The sequence below is a fragment of the Pseudonocardia sp. ICBG601 genome, from assembly GCF_020496245.1.
Genome location: NZ_JAHLJA010000150.1, coordinates 376,196 through 402,013 on the forward strand (window position 1 = coordinate 376,196; position 25,818 = coordinate 402,013).

A 25,818-nucleotide genomic window follows, 5' to 3' on the forward strand; every position below is an offset into this window, starting at 1 on the left:
GATGGGGCCGCCCACGGAGCCCCCGTCGTGTGGGTCGCACGCCGTCGACGACGCGGCCCGCCCCCTCATCCCAGGGAGAGCCGGAGGTCCCCGTCCCGGACGGCGGCGTCGGTGAAGGTCACCTCGCCGCGGTGGCCCACCTCCACGGTGTAGAAGTCCGAGACCGGGACGTCGTCCACCGTGAACGAGAAGGCGCACCCGTAGCTGCTCCCCGTCCCGCTGCCCAGCGCGCCGACGCCGGCGATCGTGCCGGAGGAGTCGCGGACGGTCACGGTCGTCCCGGCGGTGATGTCGTCGTAGCCACCGGACAGGGTGCAGGCACCGTAGGAGGAGCCCGAATAGAGCGACCCCGAGCCGCTCACGACCGTCATGACACCGGAGACGGTGCGGGTCGACGGAGCCCCCAGATCGGCGATCGCCGCGATCACGATCATCGCCAGGACCAGGACGATCCCGGACGAGGCGGCCATCAGCAGACGCCGGACGGTGCGGGAGCCGAGCTGCACGTGACGCGGAGTAGGCACCGGGGCGGCCGCCGCGGCCCAGGGCACCTGCTGCTGCGAGGCCGGAGACTGCGTGACCCGGGACTGCGCGATCCGGGACTGCGCGAGCCGGGACTGTGCGTGCTGCCATTCCTGGAAGCGGGCCCACTCGACGCGCTCCCGCTCCGACATGGACTGCCACTGCTGCACGTTCATGGTCTCCCGATCTCCGCCGCCCGGCCGCACCCGACTGGTCCGTTCGGTCGGCATGTCGAGGGCGGTGACCGGCGTGTTGCAGGGAGTCCCCAGTTCTGATGAGGCGCCTACCCGACGTCCCCGTCGACGTAGAACCACCGCCCGTCCTCCCGGACGAACCGGCTGCGCTCGGCCAGCACCCCGTCCGTCCGGTGGGCCCGGAACTCGACGGTCCCGTCGGTGGAGAACATCGTCCCGCCCGAGCGCGCCACGATCTCCAGCCCCGTCCACACCGAACCCGGCTCCAGCCGCAGCCGTCGCGGACGCGTCGACGGGTGCCACGAGGCCAGCAGGTACGCGCGGTCGCCCCGCACGAAGGCGGTGTAGCGGCTGCGCATCAGCGCCTCCGCCGTGGCAGCGGGGCGCCCGGCGAGCACGGGGGCGCAGCAGGTGTCCTCGGGGCGGCCGGTACCGCAGGGGCAGAGCACGGTCGTCGAGCATGCCCCATCCGGCACATGTGAGGTGCCCGACCGACCCGAAGGGACAGTTGACCACCTCTACGGACGTGTGGTCGTCTCATCCGTCGCCGAGCCGTGTACCGCAGGAGGAATGCCGACGTGACGGACTTCTACGACGTCCTGCACTCCCGCCGCGACGTCCGCACCGGCTTCCGGCCCGACCCGGTCGACGACGACGTCCTCACCCGCGTCCTGCAGGCCGCGCACGCCGCCCCGAGCGTCGGGTTCTCCCAGCCCTGGGACTTCGTCCTGGTCCGCGACGCGGGCGTCCGCGAGCGCGTGCACGCCCTCGTTTCCGCCCAGCGCGACCGCTACGCCGCGTCGCTGCCCGCCGCCCGCGCCGAGGCGCTGCGCGCGATCCGGGTGGAGGCGATCCGTGAGACCCCGCTGAACGTCGTCGTGACCGCCGACGCCACCCGCGGCGGCCGGCACACCCTCGGCCGCCACGAACGCCCCGAGATGGGCCCCTACTCCGCCGCGCTCGCGGTGCAGAACCTGTGGCTGGCCGCCCGCGCCGAGGGCCTCGGCGTCGGCTGGGTGTCGTTCTTCGGCGACGACGGCCTCACCGAGCTCGGCGCGCTGCTCGGGCTGCCCGCGCACGTCGAGGTCGTCGCCTACCTGTGCGTCGGCCACGTCGACGCCTTCCCCGACCGGCCCGAGCTCGAGCAGCACGGCTGGGCCCGTCGCCGCCCGCTGGACTGGGCGGTGCACCAGGACACCTGGGGCGCCCGCGGGCTGCCCGGCGCCGCGTCCACCGCGCTGCTGGAGTCCACCGTGGACGCCGTCGCACCGGTCGACGACGTCGCCCGGTCCGCGGCCCGCGACCGGCTCGACCGGATGACCAAGCCGCGCGGCGCGCTCGGCCGGGTGGAGGACGTGGCCGTCGCGCTCGCCGGGATCGCCGGGGCCGAGGTGCCGCCGGTGCCGTCCCCGGCCGCGGTCGCGATCTTCGCCGGTGACCACGGCGTGCACGCCCAGGGCGTCACCCCGTGGCCGCAGGAGGTCACCGCACAGATGGTCGCGAACTTCACCGCGGGCGGTGCGGTGGTGAACGCGTTCGCCCGCCAGCTCGGGGCGGAGGTGCTCGTCGTCGACGTCGGGGTGGCCGCCGAGCTCGACCCGGTGCCCGGCCTGCTGCCCCGCAAGGTCGCCCGCGGCACCGCCGACATGACCACCGGCCCGGCCATGACCCGCGAGCAGGCCCGCGCCGCGCTCGAGCACGGCATCGAGGTCGCCCGCGACCTGGTCGCCGCGGGGAACCGCTGCCTGCTCACCGGGGACATGGGCATCGCCAACACCACCGCCGCGGCCGCGCTGGTGTGCGCGTTCACCGGCGCCGACCCGGCCGTCGCGACCGGGCGCGGCACCGGCGTCGACGACGAGACCCTGGCCCGCAAGACCGACGTCGTGCGCCGCGCCCTGGAGCTGCACCGGCCCGACCCGGCCGACCCGCTCGGGGTGCTCGCCGCCGTCGGCGGGCTGGAGCACGCGGGGCTCGCCGGGTTCGTCCTGGGCGCCGCCGCGCTGCGCACCCCGGTGGTGCTCGACGGCGTCATCGCCGGCTCCGCCGCCCTGGTCGCCGCCGCGTTCGCGCCGGACGTCGTCGGCTACTGCCTGGGCGGGCACCGCTCCGCCGAGCCGGGCGGCGCGCTCGCCCTCGACCACCTCGGCCTCGCGCCGCTGCTGGAGCTCGACATGCGCCTCGGCGAGGGCACCGGCGCGCTGCTCGCGCTGCCGGTGCTGCAGGGCGCGGCGCGGGCGATGGCCGACGTCGCCACCTTCGACGCCGCCGGGGTCACGGACAAGACCGGTGGGTGACCCGCTCACCGTCGTCGGGGTCGGCGCCGACGGCTGGGCCGGGCTGCCGGAGACCCACCGCGACGCGCTGCGCGACGCCGAGGTGCTGCTCGGCGGGCCCCGCCAGCTCGACCTGCTGCCCGCCGACGTGGCGGGGGAGCGCCGGGCGTGGCCGTCGCCGCTGGTCCCGGCGCTGCCGGGGATCCTCGACTCCCTCGCCGACCGGCGCGTCGCGGTGCTCGCCTCCGGCGACCCGATGTTCTTCGGGATCGGCGCCACGCTGGCCCGCGTCGCCGGGCCGGACCGGCTGCGGGTGCTGACCCACCCGTCGTCGGTGGCGCTGGCCTGCGCCCGGCTGGGCTGGGGCTCGGAGCACGTGGCGGTACTGAGCGTCGTCGGCCGCCCGCTCGACGCGCTGCGCCGCGCGCTGGCCCCGGGCGCCCGGCTGGTCGTGCTCTCGGCCGGAGCCGGGTCACCCACCGAGATCGCCGGGCTGCTCGCCGGCGCCGGATGGGGCGGCTCGCGGATGACGGTGCTGGAGCGGCTCGGCGCGCCCGACGAGCGCCGGGTGTCGGCCACCGCCGCGGCCTGGCGGGGCGACGCGGACGCGCTGAACGTCGTCGCGCTCGAGTGCGTCCCCGACGCCGGGCTGGTCCCGCCGGGGGAGACGCCCGGCCTGCCCGACGACACCTACGACCACGACGGTCAGCTCACCAAGCGCGAGGTCCGCGCCGTCACCCTCGCCCACCTCGCGCCGCGCGCAGGGGAGCTGCTGTGGGACGTCGGCGCCGGGTCCGGGTCGATCGGCATCGAGTGGATGCGGGCGCACCCGCGGTGCCGCGCGATCGCCGTCGAGACCCGCCCCGAGCGCGCCGACCGGGTCGCCGCCAACGCCGCGGCGCTCGGCGTCCCCGGCCTGCGGGTGGTGACCGGTCCCGCGCCGGACGTGCTGGCCGGGCTGGAACGGCCCGACGTCGTGTTCGTCGGCGGCGGGCTGACCCGCGAGGGCGTCCTCGACGCCTGCCTGGCCGCGCTGGGCCCGGGCGGACGCCTGGTCGCCAACGCGGTCACCGTCCAGACCGAGGCGGCCCTGGCCGCCGCCCACGCCGCACACGGCGGGGACCTCGTCCGGGTGCAGGTCGCCCGCGCCGTCCCCGTCGGCGGCTTCCACGGCTGGCGTCCCGCCATGCCCGTGACCCTGTGGAGCTGGAGGAACGTGCTGTGAGGACCGAGCTGTGACGGTGCACTTCATCGGGGCCGGACCCGGTGCGGTCGACCTGCTGACGCTGCGGGCCCGCGACCTCATCGCGGCCGCGCCGGTCTGCCTCTACGCGGGCAGCCTGGTGCCGCCGGAGATGCTGGAGATCTGCCCGCCCGGCGCCCGCACCGTCGACACCGCGCTGATGACGCTCGACGAGATCCTCGACGAGATGGTCCGCGCCCACCGGCACGGGCTCGACGTCGCCCGGCTCGCCTCCGGCGACCCGTCGGTGTTCTCGGCGATGGCCGAGCAGATGCGCAGGCTCGAGGCCGAGGGCGTGCCCTACGACGTGTGCCCCGGCGTCCCCGCCTACGCGGCGGCGGCCGCGGCGCTGGGCCGCGAGCTCACCGTCCCCACGGTCGCCCAGACCGTCACCCTCACCCGGATCGCGGCGCGCGCGACGCCGATGCCGGAGAACGAGGGACTCGACAAGCTGGGCGCCGCCGGCGGCACCGTGGTGCTGCACCTGGCCGTGCACCGCATCGCCGAGGTCGTCGACGCCCTGGCCCCCTCCTACGGCGGCGACTGCCCGGCCGCGGTGGTGGCGCACGCGTCGCGTGCGCACGAGATCGTGCTGCGCGGGACCCTGGAGCAGATGCCCAAGGCCGTCGACGAGGCCGGGATCCAGCGCACCGCCGTGATCATCGTCGGGGAGGCGCTGGCGGCCCGGCACTTCCCGGACTCGCACCTCTACAGCGACGGCCGCTGCCGTGCCCCGGAGACCGCGGTGTGGCAGCCCGCGGGGCAGGACGTCCCCGGTCAGTAGTCCTCGTGCCAGGCCCGGCCGTCGCGCTCGATCAGCGCGGTGGCCGAGGCCGGGCCGTGGCTGCCCGCGGTGTAGGGGCGCGGCCGCTGGTCGGTCGCCTCCCAGGTCCGCAGGATCGGCTCGGCCCACCGCCACGCGGCCTCGATCTCGTCGCGGCGCATGAACAGCGTCGGGTTGCCGCGCAGCACGTCCATGAGCAGCCGCTCGTAGGCGTCGGGCAGTCGGTCGCCGAAGGTGCGGGCGAAGCTCAGGTCCAGCGGCGCCGGGATCGGGCGGATCCCGCCGGGGCCGGGCTGCTTGGCCGTCATGTGCAGGCGCACACCCTCGTCGGGCTGCAGCCGCAGGACGAGCCGGTTGGCCGGGATCTCCTCGCCGAACGCCGGGAAGATCGAGTGCGGGACCGGCTTGAACTGCACCACGATCTCCGACGCGTGCGTCGCCAGCCGCTTGCCGGTGCGCAGGTAGAACGGCACCCCGGCCCAGCGCCAGTTGGCGACCTCGGCGCGCAGCGCCACGAAGGTCTCGGTGGAGGACCGCTCCCGCTCGCGCGGGGTCCCGGCGCGGGACTCGGCCAGCTCGGTGGCGTAGCCGGGCACCGCGGTGCCGTCGACGAGGCCCTCGGCGTACTGCCCGCGCACGGTGTCGCGCACGACGTCGGGGCCGTCGAGCGGCCGCAGCGACTGCAGGACCTTCAGCTTCTCGTCGCGCACGCCCTCGCCGTCGATCTTGGCGGGCGGCTCCATCGCGACCAGGCACAGCAGCTGCAGCAGGTGGTTCTGCACCATGTCGCGCAGCGCGCCGGAGCCGTCGTAGTAGTCGGCGCGGTTCCCGACGCCGATCGACTCGGCGACGGTGATCTGCACGTGGTCGATCTGCGAGGCGTTCCACAGCGGCTCGAACAGGGAGTTGCCGAAGCGCAGGACCAGCAGGTTCTGCACCGTCTCCTTCCCGAGGTAGTGGTCGATCCGGTAGATCTGCTCCTCGGCGAAGACCGAGCCGACCTCGTCGTTGATCGCCTGCGCCGAGGCCAGGTCGGTGCCCAGCGGCTTCTCCAGCACCACGCGGGTGCGGTCGTCGACGATGCCGGCGGCCGCGCTGCCGACGCAGATCCGCCCGAACAGCTGCGGGGCGGAGGCGAGGTAGAGCACCCGGGTGCGCCCCGGGGAGGGCGCCCCGATCAGCTCCGACAGCAGCGACCAGTCGTCGTCGGCGACGTCGAGGGTCACGTGGTGGAGCCGGTCCAGGAAGCGGTGGTGCTGCGCGTCGTCGGCGCAGGCGTCGGGGCCGGCCCAGCGCGGCGCGGTGCGCCGCAGCTCGGAGTCGACCTTGTCGCGGTAGCCGGGGTCGTCGAGCCCGGAACGGGACACGGCGACGATGCGGGTGTCGTCGGCGAGCTGGCCGTCGCGGTCGCGGAGGTAGAGCGCGGGCAGCAGCTTGCGCATCGCGAGATCGCCGGTGCCGCCGAACACGACGACGTCGGCGGGGTCCATGACGGGAAGGGGGTGCGGCACGAGCCGTCTCCTCGGTAAGCGAACGGGTGCGGGTCGAGCGGTGCCAGGGCCCGCGTGACGGGGCACTTCCGTACTGTACCGATTCCGTTCCGCTCGCGAAAGGCGGAAGGGGTCCCCGGTCAGGCCAGCCGGCCCGCCCCGTCCGACGGCGTGCCCGGGAACACGACCGGCTCGGCCCAGCCGCGCTGCGCGTAGGCCTCCCGCACCGAGGCGGTGACCGCGGCCGCCCCGTCGGCCTCGACCAGCGCGATCACGCAGCCGCCGAAGCCGCCGCCGGTCATCCGCGCGCCGGTCGCGCCGCCGTCGCGGGCCGCCTCGACGGCCACGTCGACGTGCGGGACGGTGATCTCGAAGTCGTCGCGCATCGAGGTGTGCGACGCGTCGAGCAGCGGCCCGATCGCCCGCGGGTCCGCGCCGCCGGACAGCAGCCGCACGGTCTCGGTGACCCGGGCGTTCTCGGTCACGATGTGCCGGGCCCGGCGGCGGATCCGCTCGTCGGCGATCCGGGGCAGGTCGTCCGGGCCCGCGTCCCGCAGGGCCGGGACGCCGAGGGCGGCGGCCGCGGCCTCGCAGTCGGCGCGCCGGGCGCCGTACTCGCCCGAGGCGTGCGCGTGCGGCGCCCGCGTGTCGATGACCAGCAGCTCCAGGTCGTGCGCCGGCAGGTCGAAGGGGACCAGCTCGACGGTGTCGTCGCGGGTGTCGAGGAACACCAGCCGGCCGGCGCGGCCGTGCATCGAGGCCATCTGGTCCATGCCGCCGGTGGGGGCGCCGACGAACTCGTTCTCCGCGCGCCGCGCGATCCGGGCCAGCGTGGTCGGGTCGACGTCGGCCCCGGCGAGCCCGGCGAGCGCGACGCCGACCGCGCACTCCACCGCCGCCGACGACGACAGCCCGGCCCCGACCGGCACGTCGGAGTCCAGCTCCAGCTCCACCTCGCCCACCGGGTAGCCGGCCTCGCGGAACGCCCAGCAGGTCCCGGCCACGTAGGCCGCCCAGCCGGGCACCTCGCCCGGCACCACCGACGCCGCGGAGAACTCCACCGGGGCGCCCGGCTCCTGCACCGAGCGGACCCGGCTGCGGCCCCCGGTCGCGGGTGCCGCGGCGACGACGGCCCGGTGCGGCAGCGCGAAGGGCAGCACGAAGCCGTCGTTGTAGTCGGTGTGCTCGCCGATCAGGTTGACCCGCCCGGGGGCGAACCAGACCCCGGCCGGGGCCGCCCCGTGACGGGTGGCGAAGGCGTCGGCGACGGTGGACATGGCGGCTCCGGTCGAACGAGGGTGTTGGTCGGGAGGTGGGTGCGCGGCAGGTGGCCGGGGGCGCGGGCACGGTAGCCGACCCCTGCGCCGGACGGCCGGGGCGCCGGGGCACGATGACGGCCGTGCCCGACGCCCCCGACTGCCTCGACACCGCCCTGACCGACCCGGTGGCCTCCGCCCTGCGCGGGCGGCTGGCCGGCTTCGGCGCGACCCGCGGTGCCGCGGTGCGCTTCGACCCGGAGGTGTCGCCGTTCGCGGCGCTCCCGCTCGACGCCGACGGGCACGGCCGCGCCGGGGACTGGGCCGATCTCGCGGCGCTCTGCGCGCCGGGCAGCGAGGTCGTGGTGGTGCGCGCCGCCGCCGGGCCGCCGCGGATCCCGGCGGGCTGGGAGCTGCTGCGCGCGTTCCCCGGGGTACAGATGGACGGCGCCGCGGTGCCGGGCGCGGCCGCGGACGACCTCGTCGAGCTGGGGCCGCCGGACCGGGCGGAGATGGCGGAGCTGACCGGCCGCACCCGGCCCGGGCCCTGGCTGGCGCGCACCGCCGAGCTGGGCCGCTACCTCGGCGTCCGCCACGACGGCCGGCTGGTCGCGATGGCGGGGGAGCGCATGCGCATCGGCGGCGACGGCGCCGCCGGGGCGACCGAGATCAGCGCGGTCTGCACCGACCCGGAGTTCCGGGGCCGGGGGCTGGCCCGCCGGCTGGTTGACGCCGTCGCCGCCGGGATCGTCGCCCGCGGCGAGCGCCCGGTGCTGCACGCGGCCGCGGACAACCACGGCGCGATCCGGCTCTACGAGGCGATGGGGTTCACGCTGTCGCGCACGATGCGGTTCGACCTGCTCCGCGCGCCGCACCGCTGAGCGGCTCAGGCCGACAGGGCGGCGTCGACGGAGCCGGGGGAGAGCACCTCGTCGAGCACCAGGATCGCGCAGCCCATCACGCCCGACCGCCCGCTGAGCAGGCCCGGCTCGATGCGCAGGTTCTGGGTGGCCGCGGCCATCGAGCGCCGGTAGATCGCCTCCCGCACACCCGCGACGAGCGGGTCGAACGCCCCGACCAGGTCCCCGCCGATCGCGACCAGCGCGGGGTTGACCAGGTTCACCGCGGCGGCGAGGACCTCGCCGAGCCGGCGCCCGGCGATGCGCACCAGCCGCACCGCGTCCGGGTCGCCCTGCTTGACCAGCGCGACGACGTCGGCGATCGCGGTGACCGGCTGCCCGCACTCGGCGAGGTCGCGCACCAGGGCGCGGCCCGAGGCCAGCACCTCCAGACAGTCGATGTTGCCGCAGCCGCAGCCGATGCCCGGCCCGTCGTGGACCGGGGTGTGCCCGATCTCGCCCGCCGCACCCCAGGCGCCGCGCTGCAGCACCCCGCCGCAGACGAGCCCGGCGCCGACCCCGGACCCGATCTTGACCATCAGCAGGTCGTCGACGTCGGGGTGGGCGTCGTGCTCGGCCAGGGCCATGACGTTCACGTCGTTGTCGACCAGCACCGGGGCGGGGAAGCGGGCGGTGAGCAGCGGCGGCAGCGCGATCCGCTCCCAGCCGGGCAGCGCGGGGACGCCCACCGACCAGCCCTGCGCGCCGTCCACGGTGCCGGGGATCGACAGCCCGATGCCGCGGATCGTCGCGTCGTCGACCCCGGCGGTGAGCAGCAGCTTCTCCAGCCGGATGACCGCCTCGGAGAGCAGATGCTCCGGCCCGGCGGAGGCGGGGATGTCCACGACCTCCTCGGCGAGCACGGCGCCGGACAGGTCGCACACGGCGGCCTTGGACCGGCTGACGCCGACCGACAGCGCCAGCACGGTGCCGCCCGCGGCGTTGAACTCCAGGCGCGCGGCGGGTCGTCCGCCGGTCGCGGCGGCGCCGACCACCTCGGTGACCAGGCCGTCGGCGAGCAGCCGGTCGACGCGCGCGGCGACCGCGGTCCGGGACAGGCCGGTCTCGCGACCGATCTCGGTCCGGGTCCCGGCCACGCCGTCCCGGACCAGCCGGAAGATCTCGCCCGCCGTGGCGGGCGCGCTGGTCGGGGTGCGTCCTCGCATTCGTCCAGTGAACCACAGGGCTTCGACCTGGTAAAACGCTGATCGGGTCTCACTAACGTCTTGTGAGTACATAAGTAAGTCGGTAGAGTGCTTATCGAACGGTTCGCCACGCACCCCACCACCTGGAGATCGACGTACCGTGACCGCTTCCGTCCCGCTGCACCCCGTCGTCGACGCCGTCACCCGGCGGGTGACCGCCCGCTCGGCCACCACCCGCGCCGCCTACCTCGAGCGCATCCGCGCGGCCGCCGCCGCGGGGCCCGCCGCCGGCCCCGGCCGCGCCGACCTCGGCTGCGCCAACCTCGCCCACGCCGTCGCCGCGTGCGGGCCGGACAAGCTGACGCTCACCGCGTCGCCCGCCCGCAACATCGGCATCGTCACTGCCTACAACGACATGCTCTCGGCCCACCAGCCGTTCGAGACCTACCCCGCGCGGATCAAGGCCGCGGCCCGCGACGCGGGCGGGGTCGCCCAGGTCGCCGGCGGGGTCCCCGCCATGTGCGACGGCATCACCCAGGGCCGCGCCGGCATGGAGCTGTCGCTGTTCTCCCGCGACGTCATCGCCCTGTCCACCGCCGTCGCACTGAGCCACGACATGTTCGACGCCGCGGTGCTGCTCGGGGTCTGCGACAAGATCGTCCCCGGGCTGGTGATGGGCGCGCTGTCCTTCGGGCACCTGCCGGTGCTGCTCGCCCCCGCCGGCCCGATGACCTCGGGCCTGCCGAACAAGGAGAAGGCCCGCATCCGGCAGGCGTTCGCCGCGGGCGAGGCCGGCCGCGCCGAGCTGCTCGAGGCCGAGTCGGCCAGCTACCACGGCCCCGGCACCTGCACCTTCTTCGGCACCGCGAACTCCAACCAGCTGCTGATGGAGGTCATGGGCCTGCACCTGCCGGGGTCGTCGTTCGTCAACCCCGGCACCGCGCTGCGCGACGCCCTGACCGACGAGGTCGCCCGCCGCGCGCTCGACGCCGCGGGCGACCCGGACAAGGCGATGGGTGCGGTCGTCGACGAGAAGGCCGTGGTCAACGGGATCGTCGCGCTGCTGGCCACCGGCGGCTCCACCAACCACACGATGCACCTGGTCGCGATGGCCGCCGCCGCGGGCGTGCAGATCACCTGGGACGACTTCTCGGACCTGTCCGCCGTCGTGCCGCTGCTGGCCCGGATCTACCCCAACGGCAAGGCCGACGTGAACCACTTCCGCGCCGCCGGCGGCACGGCGCTGCTGATCCGCGAGCTGCTCGACCACGGCCTGGCCCACGACGACGTCCGCACCGTCGACGGCCCCGGCCTGACCCGCTACACCCGCGAGCCCTTCCTCGACGGGGACACCCTCGTGTGGCGTGAGGGCGCCACGGAGAGCCTGGACAAGTCGGTGCTGCGCTCGGTCGCCGACCCGTTCTCCCCGGACGGCGGGCTGCGCGTGCTGCACGGCAACCTGGGCCGCTCGGTGGTCAAGACCTCCGCCGTCGAGCCCGACCACCGCGTCGTCGAGGCCCCGGCCGTGGTCTTCGACGACCAGGACGACCTGCTGGCCGCGTTCGCCGCGGGCGAGCTCGACGGGCGTGACCTCGTCGCCGTCGTCCGGTACCAGGGACCGCGCGCCAACGGCATGCCCGAGCTGCACAAGCTGACCCCCGCGCTGGGGGTGCTGCAGGACCGCGGGCACCAGGTCGCGATCGTCACCGACGGCCGCATGTCCGGCGCCTCGGGCAAGGTCCCCGCCGCGCTGCACGTCACCCCGGAGGCCGCGCAGGGCGGACCGCTGCGGAACGTGCGCGACGGCGACCTGGTACGCCTGGACACCCTGAACGGCACCCTGTCCCTGCTGGTCGACGCCGACGAGTTCGACGCCCGCGAGCCCGCCCGGCCCGCCGGCCCGTCCGGTCCGACGACCGGCACCGGACGCGAGCTGTTCGCCGCGTTCCGCGCCGCCGTCGGGCCCGCCGACACCGGCGCGACCGTCGCCCTGCCCTACTGAGAGGACCCCGTGAGCGAGAAGCTGCTGGAGCTGGCCCCCGTCGTCCCCGTCGTCGTGCTGCACGACGCCGCGTCGGCCGTCCCGCTCGCCCGTGCCCTGGTCGACGGCGGGCTGCCGGTCATCGAGGTGACCCTGCGGACCCCGGCCGCGCTCGAGGCCGTCCGCCGGATCGCGGCCGAGGTGCCCGACGCCGTCGTCGGCACCGGGACCGTCCGCACCCCCGACGACGTCCGCGCCTCGGTCGACGCGGGCGCCCGTTTCCTGGTCAGCCCCGGTGCGACGCCGCGGCTGCTCGACGCGATGGAGGACTCCGGGCTGGACTTCCTGCCCGGCACCGCGACGATCTCGGAGATGATGGCCGTCGCCGAGCGCGGCCACACCGCCTGCAAGTTCTTCCCCGCCGAGGCCGCGGGCGGGCGCCCGTTCCTGACGTCGGTCGCCGGGCCGCTGCCGGACCTGCGGTTCTGCCCGACCGGGGGGATCACCGTCGACTCGGCACCGGGCTACCTGGCCCTGCCCAACGTCTCCTGCGTCGGGGGCTCCTGGCTCACCCCGGCCGACGCCGTCGCGGCCGGGGACGTCGACCGGATCCGCGGGCTGGCGGCCGCGGCCGCGGCCCTCGGCTGACCGGCGCCCGGGGGCGGGACGAGGGGTCCGCCCCCGGGGCCGGGAGGGTAGGGTCCCCTCCGGTGTGCCGGGAAGTCTGGTCGGCGAGCGATGTCTCCTGCCCGCCCGACCTCCCCGGAGCCCTGTGAACGCCTCCCGTACAGCCCGCAGCGTCGCCGACGTCCTGCGCACCGAGACCGTCGGGGGCGTCCTGCTCGTCGTCGCGGCCGCCGTGGCGCTGCTGTTCGCCAACTCGCCCTGGCGCGACGCCTACACCGCGCTGTCCGAGCTCACCGTCGGGCCCGCCGCGCTGCACCTGGACCTGTCGCTCGCGACGTGGGCCGCCGACGGCCTGCTGGCGATCTTCTTCTTCGTCGTCGGGCTGGAGCTCAAACGCGAGTTCCTGGCCGGTGACCTGCGCGACCCGCGCACGGCGCTGCTCCCGGTCGCGGCGGCCGTCGGCGGCATGGCGGTGCCCGCGCTGATCTACGTCGCGATCAACCTCGCGAACCCCGGGGCCCTGGTCGGCTGGGCGATCCCGACCGCCACCGACATCGCGTTCGCGCTCGCGGTGCTCGCCGTCATCGGGACGCACCTGCCCACCGCGCTGCGGACCTTCCTGCTCACCCTCGCCGTCGTCGACGACCTGCTGGCCATCACGATCATCGCCGTGTTCTACACCGAGCAGCTGTCGGTGCCCGCGCTGCTCGGTGCGCTCGTCCCGCTCGCGCTGTTCACCCTGGCCGTGCAGCGCGGGGTCCGGTCCCGGTGGGTGCTGGCGCCGCTCGCCGCGGCCGCCTGGGTGCTGGTCCACTCCTCCGGGGTGCACGCCACCGTCGCCGGGGTCCTGCTCGGGTTCGCGGTGCCGGTCCTGGGGCGGCGCCGGGTGCACGGGGTGTCGTTGTCGGAGCACTTCGAGCACCGGTGGCGCCCGTGGTCGGCCGGGCTCGCGGTGCCGGTGTTCGCGTTCTTCGCCGCCGGGGTCACCGTCGTCGGCGGTGCCGGCGGGGGGATCGGCGCGGCCCTGCTCGACACCGTGACCCTCGGCGTCGTCGCCGGACTGGTGGTCGGCAAGACCGTCGGGGTGCTCGGTGCGACCTGGCTGGTGCAGCGGTGCACCCGGGCCCGGCTGTCCGACGACCTGTCCTGGTGGGACCTGCTCGGCCTCGCGCAGCTGGCCGGCATCGGGTTCACCGTGTCGTTGCTGGTCGGCGAGCTCGCCTTCGGGACCGGGACCCCGCAGGACGACCACGTCAAGATCGGCGTGTTGTGCGGCTCACTGCTCGCGGCGCTGCTGGCGACGGTGGTCCTGCGCGCCCGCAACGCCCACCACCGGCGCCGGGCGGGCTGAGCCGGGTCAGCGGTGGTCGGCGCGGGCCGCGGCGTGCCGCACCGCGGCCGGCGACAGGCCACGACGACCGCGGTCCCAGTCACCGGTGTCCGGGCGCACGCACGGCAGGGCGTGCACGAAGCTGCGGGCCGGTCCGCCGTCGGCCGCGGTCCCGCCGTGGGTGCGCAGCCGCAGCGGCTCGCGGGTGGGGTCGATCGGGTTGAGGCAGCGCTCGCACAGCGCGTCCCGGATCACGCGGCCCACCGCCCGGCCGGGACGACGGTGCCCGCGGGGACACACGCCGCGACGTGCACGACGGCCTCGCGCCAGGTCACCTCGCCGGCCGCGTCGGCCGACTCGATGTGGGACAACCGGTAGACGCGTTCGGTCGCGGCGTCGACGGGGGCGAAGCAGCGCTCGCAGAGCTGGATCATCGGGCTCGACCTCGCGGCTCTCTCTCGGGATCGGACGGCCAGGATCTACCCATCGGCCATCATCCGGACACCGGAACGTGACCGGCGCCGCTGTGTGGCCCGCCCCACCTGACCTGCGGCGTCGTCATCGGTGAGCGGGCGGGCGGTGTCGCGGCGGGGAACGGTGGGGGCCCCGTCCTAGACTCGGCGGTTCCCCGTACCCGACCGCTCCGGGAGTTCCTCCGTGCGCTTCGTGCACGCCGCCGACCTGCACCTCGACAGCCCGCTGCGCGGCCTGTCGCGGCTCGGCGACTCCGAGCTCGCCGCGACGCTGCGCGCGGCGACCCGGCGGGCCTGCGAGAACCTCGTCGACGCGGTCGTCGACTCCCGGGCCGAGGCGCTGGTGCTGCCCGGCGACGTCTACGACGGCGACTGGAAGGACTACGCGACCGGCGCGTTCTTCGTCCGGCAGCTGTCGCGGCTGCACGACGAGGGCATCCCGGTGTTCCTCATCAGCGGCAACCACGACGCCGAGTCCGAGATCACCCGGTCGCTGCGGCTCCCGCCCAACACCCACCGGCTCTCGGTGGACGCCCCCGAGACCGTCGTCGACGACGACCTCGGCCTCGCCGTGCACGGCCAGGGCTTCGCCCGCCGCGCGGTGCTGGAGAACCTCGTCCCCGCCTACCCCGACCGCATCCCCGGCCTGGTCAACGTCGGGATGCTGCACACCTCGGTGCAGGGCGACGACCGGCACGACACCTACGCCCCCTGCCGCCCCGAGGACCTGTCCGGCTGCGGCTACGAGTACTTCGCCCTCGGCCACGTCCACGAGCAGCGCGCCGTCTGCGAGGGCCCGCACCCGGCCTGGTTCTCCGGGAACCTGCAGGGCCGCCACCCGCAGGAGCGCGGCGCGAAGGGCGCCCTGCTCGTCGACGCCGCCCCCGAGCGGTGGGCGACGGTCACCCCGCTGGTCCTCGACGTCGCCCGCTGGGAGCTCGTCGAGGTCGACATCGCCGGGCTCGGCGGCGCCGACGAGGTCTACGAGGCCGTCGACTCCGCGCTGCGCGAGCGGTGCGCCGCCGCCGCGCCGCGCACCGTCGTCGCCCAGGTGACGCTGCACGGCGCCGGGCCGGCCGCCGCGGACCTCACCTCCGCCGAGGGGGTCCGCACCGAGCTGGAGCTGCTCGCCGAGCGCTGCGGCGCGGTGCTGGAGAAGGTCCGCAACCGCGCCCGCCCGCCCGCCGGGGCGCTCGCCGTCGACCCGGAGCTGACCGCCGCGGTGTCCGCCGCCGCGGCCGGCCTGGCCGCCGAGCCGGACCGCATCCGCGAGCTCGCCGCCCCGCTGGAACGCGAGGTCGGCCGCCGGCTGCGCGAGGCGGGCCTGCTGGACCTGCGCGACGACGAGCGCCTCGCCGCGCTGGCCCGCCAGGCCGAGCAGCAGCTGCTGGCCCGGATGGCCGGGTCGTGAGCACGACCGCGCGGCTGCGCACCCTGGTCCTGGAGCGCTACGGCGCCTACGAGGGCCGCGAGCTGACCCTCGGCGACGGTCTGACGATCGTGTCCGGGCCCAACGAGGCCGGCAAGACCACCCTGCTCGACGCTCTGTCCGACCTGCTGTGGGGGATGCCCCGCCCGGTGCGCCACGCCTACGCCGTCGGCCCGTCGCGGCTGGCCGTGTCGGCCCGGGTCGCCGGTGCCTCCGGCGAGAGCATGCTGCGCCGCACCACCCGCGGCCTGCACGACGACACCGGCGCAGTCGCCGACGCGCCCTGGGGCGAGTCCGGTGCCGACGCCCGGCGCCGCTGGCGGGAGGGCTTCGGGCTCGGCCACGAGGAGCTGCGCGAGGGCGGCCGGGCACTGTGCGCGGGGGAGGGGGACCTCGCCGAGCTGGTCTTCACCGCCCGCAGCGGCCGCGACGCCCGCGCCCTGATCGCCGCGCTGGACACCGAGGCCGACGCCCTGTTCAAGGACCACCGGGGCAACCGGTCGGTCGAGGTGCGCGCGGCGTTCGCCCGGTTCACCGAGACCGAGAAGGCCGTGGGGGAGCGGGTGTCGCGGGCCGGTGAGGTCACCGCGCTGGCCGAGGAGATCGCCCGGCTGGAGCGCCGCGCCGCGGAGCTGACCCGCACCCGTCGCGGGGCGGCGGGGGCGGCGGACCGGGCCCGGCAGGCCGTCCGCGGCCAGGACCCGGCCCGGGAGCTGGCCGCACTGCGCGCCGAACGCGCCGCCCTGTGCGCGACCGGCGCCGCCCTCGACGCGGCCTCGCTGGAGGAGTACACCCACGCCACCGCCGCGCTGGCCGACGCCGAGACCGCCCGCGACGAGCACCGCGCCACCGCCGACGCGCTGCGGGCCCGCCGCGCCGAGCTCGACCTCGACGAGGACCTGCTCGCCGACGCCACCCGCGTCCGCGAGCTGGAGTCCGCCGCCCAGGCCCGCCGCGCCGACGCCGAGCGGGCGGCCCGGCTGCGCGCCGACGCCGCCGAGGCCCACCGCCGTGCCGAGACCGCGCTGGCCGGGCTGGTCGCCGAGGACGGGCGCAGCCCCGCCGACCGGCTCGCCGCCGTCCACCTGCCGGCCGACCGGGCCCGCGACCTCGACGAGCACGCCCGCCGCCTCACCGAGGCGCTCGCCGAGCAGACCCGCGCGGAGCGGCTGCACACCGACGCGCTCGCCGAGGTCCGCGAGGTGGCCGACGTCCCGGGCGGTCTCGACGCCGACCGGGTCGGCCGGGTCGCCGAGGTCCGCCGCGCGATCGAGGCCGATGGCTCCGCCGCCGCGCTGTGCCGCTCCGCCGTCGCCGACCGTGACGGCGCCCGCACCCGGCGCGCCGAGGCGCTCGCCGCGGCCGGGTACCGCGGCACTCCCGACGGCACCCCCGGCACCCGGGGCGTGCTGGCCCCGCCGCGCCGCGAGGTCCGGGAGCTGCGGGCCGCACTGCGCACCGCCGAGCAGGACCAGCGCGGCGCCGAGCGGGCCGCCGCGGACGCCGCGGACCGCGCGCACCGCGCCCGGGCCGCCCGCGACGGGGTGGCCGCCGACGGCCGCCCGGTCGGCGCGGACGCGCTCGCCGCGGCCCGCGCCGCCCGCGACACCGCGCTGGAGCAGCTGCTCGCCGCGGGGCCGGACGGCGCCGCCGCGGCCGCGGGCAGGCTGTCCGCCGCGCTCGCCGGGGCCGACCGGGTCGCCGACGACATGATCGCCTCCGCGGACCGGGTCGCCGAGCTGGCCCACCGCGACGCCGAGCTCGACACCGCCGACGCCGAGGCCGCCCGCACCGCGGCCGCCTCCGCCGTGGCCGGGGAGCGCACCGCCGCCGCCGGCGCGGCCTGGGCGACGCTGTGGCGGGCGCACGGCGTCGCCGTCCCCGACCCGGACGACGCCGACGCCGTCGTCGCCGCGCTGGCCGAGGCCGCCCGCGCCGAGGACGACGCCGCCCGCGCCGACGAGCGCCTGGCCCGGCTGCGCGACCAGGCCGAGGTGCAGGAACGGGCGCTGGGCTCCGCGCTCGCCGCGGCCGGGCGCCCGCGCGACGGCGCCCCGCTGGACGTGCTGCTCGTCGCGGCCGCCGACCTCGCCACCGAGGCCGAGCACGCCCGGGACCGGCGGGTGCTGCTGGCCCGGCTGCGCAGCGAGGCCGAACGCGCCGGGGGAGCGGCCGACGCCGCACGCCACGAACGGGAGCTGGCCACCCAGCGCTGGCGGTTCGCGCTGCGCGGCGCCGGGCTGCCCACCGACCTGGAGCCCGCGGGCTGGGACACCCGCCGCGACACCGTCGCCGACGCCCGCACCGCGGGGGCGCTCGCCCGCCAGGACGACGAGGAGGCCCGCCGCCTGGAGCGCTCCGTCGCCGCCCACGGCCGGGCCGTCGTCGCGCTGGTGGAGCGGCACCTCGAGCCCGCACCGACCGGCACCGCGGCCGCGGACCGGCTCGGCGAGCTCGCCGACCGCGTCCGCGAGGTCACCAAGGCCGCGGTGTCGGCAGGCCACCTCGACGACGGCATCGCCGCCGCCGAGGACGACGTCACCCGGGCCGCCCGCAGCGCGGCCGCGGCCACCGCGGTGCTGGACCGGCTCGCCGTCGAGCTGGCGCTGACCGAGGCCCCGGAGCCGGGCGGGCTGGAGGCCGCGGCACAGCGCGGCGCGCACGTCGCCGGGCTCGACGTCCGCATCGCCGAGCAGGAGCGGCTGCTGGCCGCCGCCGCCCCCGACCTCGACGCCGCCGAGCTGGTCGCCGCCGCCCCGGACACCGAGCCCGGCGCGCTGACCGAGGCGCTCGACCGGGCCGAGACCCACGAGCGCGACCTCGGCGCCGAGCAGGACGAGGTGCGCGAGCAGCTGGGCGGGCTGCGGGCCCGGCGCCGCGAGCTGGAGGAGGCCGAGGGGGCCGCCGAGCTGCACGCCCGCGCCCAGTCCGAGCTGGCCGGCGTCGCCGACGCCGCGGAGCGCTACCTGGTGCTGCACCTGCAGCGCGAGATCCTGCGCCGCGAGCTGGAGGCCTACGAGCGCAGCCACGCCTCCCCGCTGCTGGTCCGTGCCGGGGTGGTGCTCGAACGCCTCACCGGCGGCCGGTTCGTCGCGCTGCGGCCCCCGGCCGAGGCGGGCGGCGCCGGACGCAGCCTGGTCGCGGTACGCGCCGACGGCGAGGAGCTCGCCCCGACCCGGCTCTCGGAGGGCACCGCCGACCAGGTGCACCTCGCGCTGCGCCTGGCCGGGATCGAGCAGCTGCAGGCCGACCGGGTCGCCGCCGGGCTGCCGACGGTGCCGGTCGTGTTCGACGACGTCCTCATGACCTTCGACGACGAGCGCGGCGCCGCCGCCGTCGCCGTGCTGGGGGAGCTGGCCGCCACCGCGCAGGTGCTGCTGTTCACCCACCACGAGCACGTCGTCGGCCTCGCCCGCGACGCGGGCGTCGGGTTCACCGTCGCCGAGCTGGGGCCGCCCGCCCCGGTCGAGGTCGTCGGCGACGCCGACACCGCCCGCGCCACCCCGCTGGCCGGCTGAGCGGGGCGATCACGGAGACTGCCGACGTGGACGCGTGCGGTGAACGGTTCGTGATCGTCAGCGGCGACTCCCGGGCCGAGGTCGACGAGGTCGGGGCGGCGCTGGCCGGGTTCTCCCAGGGCGGCCGGGTCCGGGTCGAGCCGCACCCGCCCACGGCCCGCCCGCCGAAGGGCTCCGGCGCGGTGCTCGCGCCCTGGCCGAACCGGGTCCGCGGCGGCGCCTGGACCCACCGCGGGACCCGCAGGCAGCTCGCGCTGACCGAGCCGGACGCCGGCAACGCCATCCACGGCCTGCTGCGGCACGTGACCTGGACCCCGGTGGAGCGGGCGGGGGACCGGATCACGCTGACCGCCGTCGCGCCGGTGCAGCCCGGCTGGCCGCAGCCGGTGCGGGTCACGGTGACCTACGCCGTCGGCCGCGACGGGCTCACCGTCACCACCGAGGTGGAGAACCTCGGGGACGCGCCCGTCCCGTTCGGCCTCGGCTTCCACCCGTACCTGCGGGTCGGTGACGTGCCGACCGACGAGCTGGAGCTGACCCTGTCCGCGCGGACCGAGCTGCCGCTGCGCGACCAGCTCCCGGACGGCCCGGCGCGGCCGCTGGACGGCGCGGTCTCCCGGACCCGGCTCGCCGGGCTGGTCCTGGACAGCGCGTTCGGCGGCTGCACCCCCGGCGACGGCCCGGACGGCGGCGCCGACGGCCGGGTCCGGCACCGCGTCGGGTCCCGGGACGGCGGCGGCACCGAGCTGTGGGCCGACGCGGCGTTCGGCTGGGTGCAGGTCTTCACCCCGTCGGACTTCCCGCGCCAGGGCCCGGACGGGGTCGTGACGCCGTCGCGGGCGATCGCGGTCGAGCCGATGACCTGCCCGCCGGACGCGCTGAACTCGGGCACCGACCTGATCGAGCTCGTCCCCGGCGAGTCCCAGGTGCTGCGCTGGGGCGTCCACGCCACCGGGTGATCCGGATCATCCCCGGAGCGGAATACCGGAGAGGTCGTTGAACGCTCTACCGATCGTGACTGTCCAGACCGCTTCCCCGGTGCTCCTGCCCCGTCTCGACGAGGCCGGTCGCGCCGCCCTGTTCACCGAGGCCCGCACCGCCAACACCTTCACCGACGAGCCCGTCACCGACGAGACGCTCCGCGAGGTGTGGGACCTGGCCCAGTGGCCGCCGACCGCGGCCAACACCCAGCCGCTGCGCGTGACCTTCGTCCGCAGCAACGAGGGGAAGCAGCGCCTGCTGCCGCTGCTCGCCGAGGGCAACCGGGCCAAGTCCGAGGCCGCCCCGGTCATCGCGATCCTGGCCGCGGACCTCGACTTCCACGAGCACTCGGACACCACGTTCCCGGTCAAGCCCGGCTTCCGCGAGGGCCTGGAGTCCCAGGGCCGTGCGGGCCGCGAGCCGATGGCGCGGTTCAACGCCTCGCTGCAGATCGGCTACGTCCTGCTCGCCGCCCGCGCGCACGGCCTCGCCACCGGCCCGATGGCCGGCTTCGACGCCGACGCCGTGACCGAGGAGTTCTTCCCCGGCGGCCGGCGCCGTGCGCTGCTCGTGGTCAACCTGGGCCACCCCGGTCCGGACGCCTGGCACCCGCGGCTGCCCCGCCTCGAGGCCGGGCAGGTCCTCGACTTCGCCTGAGCGGGCCCACCCCCGCGGCCGTCACCGCACGGCCGTCATCGAGGGGGTGTGCTGCAGCAGGGTGCGCGTGTAGTCGTGCCGCGGCGCGGTGAGGACCTCCTCCACCGTGCCCTGCTCGACGATCCGGCCCTGCTGCAGCACCGCGATCCGGTCCGCGACCTCCCGGGCCAGGGCGATGTTGTGCGTCACGAACAGCATCGCCGTGCCCAGCTCGCGGCGCACCGTCGCCAGCAGCTCGACGATCGAGGCCTGCACCGACACGTCCAGCGCCGAGGTGACCTCGTCGCACACCAGGACGTCCGGGGCGGTGACCAGGGCGCGGGCGATCGCCGCGCGCTGACGCTCACCACCGGACAGCCCGCCCGGGTAGCGGTGGGCGAAGGACTCGTCGAGCCGCACCTGGCGCAGCATGTCCAGCACCCGGTCCCGGCGGGCGTCGGCGTCGAGGTCGGTGAGGTGGCGCAGCGGCACCTCCAGCGAGCTCGCGACGGTGCGCCGCGGGTTCAGCGACGCGAACGGGCTCTGGAACACGTACTGCACGCTGCGCAGCTGGGCGTAGCTGCGCGGGGTGGCCAGCGCCTCGCCGTGCAGGCTCAGCTCCCCGGCGTCGAGGGTCAGCAGCCCGGACAGGCCACGGGCCAGGGTGGTCTTCCCCGACCCGGACTCGCCGAGCAGCATCAGGCACTCCCCGGCGGCCAGCTCCAGGTCGACGCCGTCGAGCACGGGGCGGTCGCCGTAGCGCTTCCCGGCGCCGCGCACCCGCAGCACCGGCTCCCCGGCCGTCGTCGGCTCCCGTCCGCTGGCCCGGTGCAGGTCCGGCACCGCCGCGATCAGCGCCCGGGTGTAGGGGTGCTCCGGCGCGGTCAGCACGTCGCGCACCGGCCCGGTCTCGACGACCTCACCGGCCTGCATGACCGCGACCCGGTCGGCCAGCCCGGCGACGACGGCGAGGTCGTGGGTGATGTAGAGCGCGGCGGTCCCCGAGCGGGTCACCAGCTCGCGCACGGTGTCGAGCACCAGGTCCTGGGTGGTGACGTCCAGCCCGGTCGTCGGCTCGTCGAGCACGACGACGTCGGGCCGGTGCACGAACGCCGCCGCGATCCCGACCCGCTGCTGCTGGCCGCCGGAGAGCTGGTGCGGGTAGCGGCCGAGGAAGGCGTCGTCGCCGGGCAGCCCGACGTCGGTCAGCACCTCCCGCACCCGGGCGGTCACGTCGCCCTCCCAGCCGTGCGCGGTGAGGACCTCCGCGACCTGTGGCCCGATGCGCAGCACCGGGTTCAGCGACAGCGCCGGGTCCTGCGGCACGTAGGACACCAGCCGCCCCCGGACCCCGCGCAGGGTCGCCGCGGGCAGCGTCAGCAGGTCGTCGTGGGACTCGGTGTGCCCGGCGAAGCGCATCGTCCCGCCGGTGTGGGCCAGCCCGGCCCGGAAGTGGCCGAGCGCGGCCAGCGCCGCGGTCGTCTTGCCCGAGCCGGACTCGCCGACCAGGGCCAGGATCTCGCCCGGTGCGACGGCCCAGTCCACGCCGTGCAGGACCTCCCGGCCGTGGGTCGTCGCGACCCGCAGCCCCGTGCACTCGATCGTCGGTGTCGCCGTCGGTGTCATGCCCCGCCCCCCGTCGTGTCCGCGGACTCCTTCGCCAGCGCGTCGGTGATCATGTTCGTGCCGACGGTGAGCACGGCGATCGCGAGCACCGGCAGCAGCACCCCCCACGGGGTGACGATCAGCGCGATCCGGTTCTCGTTGATCTGCAGCCCCCAGTCCGCGGCCGGCGGTTGCACCCCCAGCCCCAGGAACGACAGCGACGCCACGTAGCCGATGGAGTAGGTCAGCCGCAGGCCGAGCTCGACCATCAGCGGGCCGGTGATGTTGGGCAGGACCTCGGTGGCGAGGATCCGCCGCCGGGGCATCCCGTACATCCGGGCGGCCAGCACGTAGTCCTGCCCGGCGACCGACAGCGTCGCCTGCCGGGCGACGCGCGCGACCCGCGGGATGTGGGTGATGCCGATGACCAGCACCAGCAGCCAGCCCGACGAGCCGAGCACCGCGACCGCGAGCAGGGCCAGGACCAGCTGCGGGAACGACAGCAGCACGTCGCCGCCGCGCATGATCAGCGTGTCCAGCCTGCTGCCGGTGGTGCCGGTGGTGCCGGAGTAGCCGGCGAGCATGCCCAGCGCGGTGCCGCCGACGATGCCGATCGCGGTCGCGGCCAGCGCGTAGAGCAGCACCGGACCGCCGCCGGCGAGGAAGCGGGTGAACACGTCGCGGCCCAGGTCGTCGGTGCCGGCGACACCCTCGGCGCGGAACGGCCGCCCGGCGAAGTCGTCGACGCCGTAGCCGGTCAGCAGCGGGCCGAGGACCGGACCGAGCAGCGCGACCGCGACCACGACGACGGTCAGGACGGCACCGATCCGCGCCTGGCGGCGGCGGAAGGTCCGGCGCAGCAGGCCGGAGGGGACGGTCGGGGCGCTCATGCGGAACCTCCGGTCGAGGAGTGCCGGATCCGCGGGTCGGCCAGGATCCCGGCGACGTCCGCGGCGAGGTTCACCACGACGTAGAACGCCGCGATGATCAGCGTGATCGCCTGCACGACCTGCACGTCCCGGTTGGCGACGGCGTCGATCAGCGCCTGGCCGATCCCGGGGTAGCGGAACAGGAACTCGACGACGACCACACCCCCGGCGAGCCAGGCCAGCTGGAGCGCGATCACCTGGGCGACCGGGCCGATCGTGTGCGGCACGGCGTGCCGGAACAGCACGGTCCGCTCGGGCAGCCCCTTGAGCCGGGCCATCTCGACGTAGCCGGCGTCGAGGGTCTCCGACAGCGTCGCGCGGGTCATCCGCACCACGTAGGGGATCACCACCAGCGCCAGCGTCACGACCGGCAGCACCAGCTGCTCGGGCCGCGCCCACACCGGCTCGCCGGGCCGGGCGATCGTCACCGACGGGAGGATCTGCAGCACCGAGGTCGCGAACAGCACGACCAGCAGCACACCGATGACGAATTCGGGCAGTGCCGCCAGCACCAGCGAGGCACCCGACAGCGCGGAGTCGGTACGGGTGCCGCGGCGGACCGCGGCCCGCGCGCCCAGCGCGAGCGCGATCGGGGTGGAGACGACCGCGGTCAGCACCAGCAGCAGCGCCGAGGCGCCGATCCGGCCGCCGAGCAGCTCCGACACGGGTCCGCCGGTGGCGGCGGAGAAGCCGAGGTCGCCGGTCAGGACACCGCCCAGCCAGGTCAGGTAGCGCTCGGGCGCGGGCCGGTCGAGGCCCAGCTGCGCGGTCAGCGCCGCCACCCGCTCCGGGGTGGCCTGCTGGCCGAGGATGGCCCGGGCGGGGTCGCCGGGCAGCAGCAGCGTCGCGGCGAAGATCAGCACCGACACGACGAGCAGGATCAGCACCGACAGCGCGAGGCGCCGCAGGATCATGCGGACGAGCGGGCTCATGCGTCCACCCACGCCTTCCGGAACTCGTAGCCGGACAGGGACAGCCCGGTGCGGTTCGGGACGAGCCCGCCGACGTAGGCCTGGTGGGCGTCCACCCGGTCCGGGAAGCCCCAGATCAGGTAGCCGCCGCGGTCGAACTCGATCCGCTGCGCCGCGCGCACAAGCTGGGCGCGGCGCCCCGGGTCCAGCTCGGACCGGGCCCGGCGGACCACGCCCTGGTACTGCGCGTCGGTCCAGTGCGTCTCGTTGAACGGCGCGTCGGGCATCGACGACTGCGAGGCCTGCGGCAGGTAGTTGCGGGTGTTCCAGAAGCTCTGCGCGAACTCCCACTGCAGGTACTGGTCGGAGAAGAACGTCGAGGTGTCGACCCGGCGCAGCCCGATGTCGATCCCGGCGCCGCGGGCCTGGGTCGCGAGCACCTGCGCGGCCTCGACCGTGCCGGCCTGGATCGGGGAGGTCACCAGCTCCACCGCCAGGTTCGGCTTCCCGGCCGCGGCGAGCAGGTCGCGGGCCCGCGCGAGGTCCTGCTCGCGGGACGGGTCGAGGTAGTCCGGGTCGAAGCGGGCGTAGAGGTCGACGCCGGCGGCGCCCTGCCCGGACAGCACCTGGTTGACCAGCTCGCCGCGGCCGGTGACCAGGCGCAGCGCCTGGCGGACCCGGACGTCGTCGAACGGGGCGACGTCGACGCGCATCGTGAACGGCAGCCACGACCCGGTCTCCGAGGTCAGCAGCCGGATCGAGTCGTAGGAGCCGACCACCTCGGTCAGCGACAGCGGGACCTGGTCGATCGCGTCGACCTGCCCGGACAGTAGGGCGTTGATCCGGGCGTCGTCCTCGGAGAAGTTGATCAGTTCGAGGCGGTCGACCCAGGGCTGGTCCGGGCGCCAGTAGCCGTCGTGGCGGACGAACGCGCTCTGCTGGCCCGGGGTGAACGACTCGAACCGGAACGCGCCGGTGCCGACCGGGCGCTCCAGGGAGAAGTCGGCCGGGACGATCCCGCACGAGTACTCGGCCAGGTACTGGTCGAACACCGGGGACGGCTCGGACAGCACGAACCGCACCGACCGGTCGGACGCGACGACGACGTCGTCGAGGATCCCGAACTGCGACGCCCCGGACTTCGGGTCGGCCGGGTCGGTGATCCGCGCGAAGGTGGCGACGACGTCGTCCGGGGTGACCGGGCGGCCGTCGTGGAAGGTGATGCCGGCGCGGATCACCGCGGTCCAGGCCCGCGCCCCGGGCTCCGGCGTCACCGACTCGGCGACGGCCGGCTGCAGGGTGTAGGCGTCGTCCCAGTGCAGCAGCGGCTCGTAGAGGCTGAGCGTGCGGGCGATGTCGGGGTTCGTGGCGGGACTGTGCGGGTCCAGGGTGTCCGACGATCCGCCGCCGGTCACCCCCACCCGCAGGACGCCGCCGCGGCGCGGGGGGCCGGCGTCGCGGGCCGCGGCGGGGCCGCCGCAGCCGGCGAGCACGGCCGCCGCGGCGAGTCCCGCCGCGCCGCCCAGCAGTCGCCGCCGGGACAGCGGCGTCAGGGTCGGGCTGGTCATCGAGCTGTCTCCTCGGGGAGG

General features: G+C 76.4%; 22 protein-coding genes. 11 read left to right on the forward strand and 11 right to left on the reverse strand.

The features are described from left to right. Positions 1 to 65 precede the first annotated feature (65 nt). Both KPL57_RS47440 and KPL57_RS47445 read right to left on the reverse strand, forming a co-directional pair. The gene (locus KPL57_RS47440) at positions 66 to 752 is read right to left on the reverse strand and encodes a hypothetical protein (RefSeq protein WP_226357020.1); all 687 of its coding nucleotides are present in this window, start codon (positions 750 to 752) and stop codon (positions 66 to 68) included. A 53-nt stretch (positions 753 to 805) separates the two neighbouring features. Then, on the reverse strand, positions 806 to 1,165 hold the full coding sequence (locus KPL57_RS47445; protein ID WP_226357021.1) for a YchJ family metal-binding protein: 360 nt from the start codon (positions 1,163 to 1,165) through the stop codon (positions 806 to 808). Positions 1,166 to 1,294: 129 nt separating this feature from the next. Between KPL57_RS47445 and cobT the strand changes: the two genes are divergently transcribed. Genes cobT through cobM form a run of 3 tightly spaced genes read left to right on the forward strand, consistent with a single transcriptional unit; the run spans position 1,295 to position 5,019 of the window. Beyond that, positions 1,295 to 3,013: a nicotinate-nucleotide--dimethylbenzimidazole phosphoribosyltransferase gene (gene cobT, locus KPL57_RS70805; protein WP_308253113.1), complete on the forward strand. Its 1,719-nt coding sequence runs from the start codon at positions 1,295 to 1,297 to the stop codon at positions 3,011 to 3,013. Next, the gene (gene cbiE / locus KPL57_RS47460) at positions 3,006 to 4,217 is read left to right on the forward strand and encodes a precorrin-6y C5,15-methyltransferase (decarboxylating) subunit CbiE (RefSeq protein ID WP_226357022.1); all 1,212 of its coding nucleotides are present in this window, start codon (positions 3,006 to 3,008) and stop codon (positions 4,215 to 4,217) included. Before cobT ends, cbiE begins: the two co-directional genes overlap by 8 nt. Before the next feature lie 10 nt (positions 4,218 to 4,227). Continuing rightward, complete coding sequence (gene cobM, locus KPL57_RS47465) at positions 4,228 to 5,019, forward strand: precorrin-4 C(11)-methyltransferase (RefSeq protein ID WP_226357023.1); 792 nt, start codon at positions 4,228 to 4,230, stop codon at positions 5,017 to 5,019. Here cobM and zwf read toward each other — a convergent pair. Further along, positions 5,013 to 6,509, reverse strand: a complete 1,497-nt coding sequence (zwf, locus tag KPL57_RS47470) for a glucose-6-phosphate dehydrogenase (RefSeq protein ID WP_226357024.1) — start codon at positions 6,507 to 6,509, stop codon at positions 5,013 to 5,015. The two genes, cobM and zwf, sit on opposite strands and share 7 nt — an antisense overlap. 140 nt (positions 6,510 to 6,649) lie before the next feature. Beyond that, positions 6,650 to 7,786, reverse strand: coding sequence for a galactokinase (gene galK / locus KPL57_RS47475; RefSeq protein WP_226357025.1), 1,137 nt, complete (start codon positions 7,784 to 7,786; stop codon positions 6,650 to 6,652). Positions 7,787 to 7,908: 122 nt separating this feature from the next. On the opposite strand from galK, the gene KPL57_RS47480 reads away from it, so the two are divergent. Further along, entirely contained in the window at positions 7,909 to 8,646 is a 738-nt protein-coding gene (locus KPL57_RS47480) for a GNAT family N-acetyltransferase (RefSeq protein WP_226357026.1), read from the forward strand. Between the two features lie 5 nt (positions 8,647 to 8,651). On the opposite strand, the gene KPL57_RS47485 is transcribed toward KPL57_RS47480, so the two are convergent. Then, complete coding sequence (locus tag KPL57_RS47485) at positions 8,652 to 9,830, reverse strand: ROK family transcriptional regulator (protein WP_226357027.1); 1,179 nt, start codon at positions 9,828 to 9,830, stop codon at positions 8,652 to 8,654. Between the two features lie 139 nt (positions 9,831 to 9,969). Here KPL57_RS47485 and edd point away from each other — a divergent pair, with 139 nt between their 5' ends. From edd to nhaA, 3 genes are all read left to right on the forward strand, one after another. Then, complete coding sequence (edd, locus tag KPL57_RS47490; RefSeq protein ID WP_226357028.1) at positions 9,970 to 11,811, forward strand: phosphogluconate dehydratase; 1,842 nt, start codon at positions 9,970 to 9,972, stop codon at positions 11,809 to 11,811. A gap of 9 nt (positions 11,812 to 11,820) precedes the next feature. Next, positions 11,821 to 12,438 (forward strand): bifunctional 4-hydroxy-2-oxoglutarate aldolase/2-dehydro-3-deoxy-phosphogluconate aldolase, encoded by a 618-nt coding sequence (eda, locus tag KPL57_RS47495; RefSeq protein WP_226357029.1) that lies wholly within the window; start codon positions 11,821 to 11,823, stop codon positions 12,436 to 12,438. A gap of 97 nt (positions 12,439 to 12,535) precedes the next feature. Continuing rightward, positions 12,536 to 13,768: a Na+/H+ antiporter NhaA gene (gene nhaA, locus KPL57_RS47500; protein ID WP_374203896.1), complete on the forward strand. Its 1,233-nt coding sequence runs from the start codon at positions 12,536 to 12,538 to the stop codon at positions 13,766 to 13,768. Between the two features lie 6 nt (positions 13,769 to 13,774). Here the strand turns inward: nhaA and KPL57_RS47505 are convergent, their stop codons facing one another. Beyond that, positions 13,775 to 14,002 carry a hypothetical protein gene (locus tag KPL57_RS47505; protein ID WP_226357031.1) on the reverse strand — a complete coding sequence of 76 codons (228 nt, stop codon included), beginning with the start codon at positions 14,000 to 14,002 and terminating at the stop codon, positions 13,775 to 13,777. Continuing rightward, a complete protein-coding gene (locus KPL57_RS47510; protein ID WP_226357032.1) occupies positions 13,999 to 14,181 on the reverse strand; it encodes a hypothetical protein in 183 nt (60 codons plus the stop codon). Before KPL57_RS47510 ends, KPL57_RS47505 begins: the two co-directional genes overlap by 4 nt. A 223-nt stretch (positions 14,182 to 14,404) precedes the next feature. Between KPL57_RS47510 and KPL57_RS47515 the strand changes: the two genes are divergently transcribed. The 4 genes from KPL57_RS47515 to KPL57_RS47530 all read left to right on the forward strand — a co-directional run bounded on the left by KPL57_RS47515 (position 14,405) and on the right by KPL57_RS47530 (position 20,805). Further along, on the forward strand, positions 14,405 to 15,631 hold the full coding sequence (locus KPL57_RS47515) for a DNA repair exonuclease (RefSeq protein ID WP_226357033.1): 1,227 nt from the start codon (positions 14,405 to 14,407) through the stop codon (positions 15,629 to 15,631). Continuing rightward, positions 15,628 to 19,167: an AAA family ATPase gene (locus tag KPL57_RS47520; protein WP_226357034.1), complete on the forward strand. Its 3,540-nt coding sequence runs from the start codon at positions 15,628 to 15,630 to the stop codon at positions 19,165 to 19,167. Before KPL57_RS47515 ends, KPL57_RS47520 begins: the two co-directional genes overlap by 4 nt. A 26-nt stretch (positions 19,168 to 19,193) precedes the next feature. Then, positions 19,194 to 20,126: an aldose 1-epimerase family protein gene (locus KPL57_RS47525; protein WP_226357035.1), complete on the forward strand. Its 933-nt coding sequence runs from the start codon at positions 19,194 to 19,196 to the stop codon at positions 20,124 to 20,126. Positions 20,127 to 20,205: 79 nt separating this feature from the next. Next, positions 20,206 to 20,805, forward strand: coding sequence for a malonic semialdehyde reductase (locus KPL57_RS47530; protein WP_226357036.1), 600 nt, complete (start codon positions 20,206 to 20,208; stop codon positions 20,803 to 20,805). 21 nt (positions 20,806 to 20,826) lie between these two features. On the opposite strand, the gene KPL57_RS47535 is transcribed toward KPL57_RS47530, so the two are convergent. The 4 genes from KPL57_RS47535 to KPL57_RS47550 are packed head-to-tail and all read right to left on the reverse strand — an operon-like array spanning position 20,827 to position 25,797. After that, on the reverse strand, positions 20,827 to 22,410 hold the full coding sequence (locus KPL57_RS47535; RefSeq protein WP_226357037.1) for an ABC transporter ATP-binding protein: 1,584 nt from the start codon (positions 22,408 to 22,410) through the stop codon (positions 20,827 to 20,829). After that, positions 22,407 to 23,279, reverse strand: a complete 873-nt coding sequence (locus KPL57_RS47540) for an ABC transporter permease (protein WP_226357038.1) — start codon at positions 23,277 to 23,279, stop codon at positions 22,407 to 22,409. The genes KPL57_RS47535 and KPL57_RS47540 overlap by 4 nt, the downstream gene beginning before the upstream one ends. Then, positions 23,276 to 24,250 carry an ABC transporter permease gene (locus KPL57_RS47545; protein WP_226357039.1) on the reverse strand — a complete coding sequence of 325 codons (975 nt, stop codon included), beginning with the start codon at positions 24,248 to 24,250 and terminating at the stop codon, positions 23,276 to 23,278. Before KPL57_RS47545 ends, KPL57_RS47540 begins: the two co-directional genes overlap by 4 nt. After that, a complete protein-coding gene (locus KPL57_RS47550; RefSeq protein WP_226357040.1) occupies positions 24,247 to 25,797 on the reverse strand; it encodes an ABC transporter substrate-binding protein in 1,551 nt (516 codons plus the stop codon). Before KPL57_RS47550 ends, KPL57_RS47545 begins: the two co-directional genes overlap by 4 nt. Positions 25,798 to 25,818 lie beyond the last annotated feature (21 nt).

Excerpts from the sequence above, each read along its gene's own strand:
- KPL57_RS47440 (WP_226357020.1), bottom strand. The coding sequence starts at position 752 with ATGCCGACCGAACGGACCAGTCGGGTGCGGCCGGGCGGCGGAGATCGG.
- zwf (WP_226357024.1), bottom strand. The coding sequence starts at position 6,509 with ATGGACCCCGCCGACGTCGTCGTGTTCGGCGGCACCGGCGATCTCGCG.
- KPL57_RS47540 (WP_226357038.1), bottom strand. The coding sequence starts at position 23,279 with ATGAGCGCCCCGACCGTCCCCTCCGGCCTGCTGCGCCGGACCTTCCGC.
- KPL57_RS47535 (WP_226357037.1), bottom strand. The coding sequence starts at position 22,410 with ATGACACCGACGGCGACACCGACGATCGAGTGCACGGGGCTGCGGGTC.
- KPL57_RS47485 (WP_226357027.1), bottom strand. The coding sequence starts at position 9,830 with ATGCGAGGACGCACCCCGACCAGCGCGCCCGCCACGGCGGGCGAGATC.
- galK (WP_226357025.1), bottom strand. The coding sequence starts at position 7,786 with ATGTCCACCGTCGCCGACGCCTTCGCCACCCGTCACGGGGCGGCCCCG.
- KPL57_RS47545 (WP_226357039.1), bottom strand. The coding sequence starts at position 24,250 with ATGAGCCCGCTCGTCCGCATGATCCTGCGGCGCCTCGCGCTGTCGGTG.
- KPL57_RS47550 (WP_226357040.1), bottom strand. The coding sequence starts at position 25,797 with ATGACCAGCCCGACCCTGACGCCGCTGTCCCGGCGGCGACTGCTGGGC.
- KPL57_RS47510 (WP_226357032.1), bottom strand. The coding sequence starts at position 14,181 with ATGATCCAGCTCTGCGAGCGCTGCTTCGCCCCCGTCGACGCCGCGACC.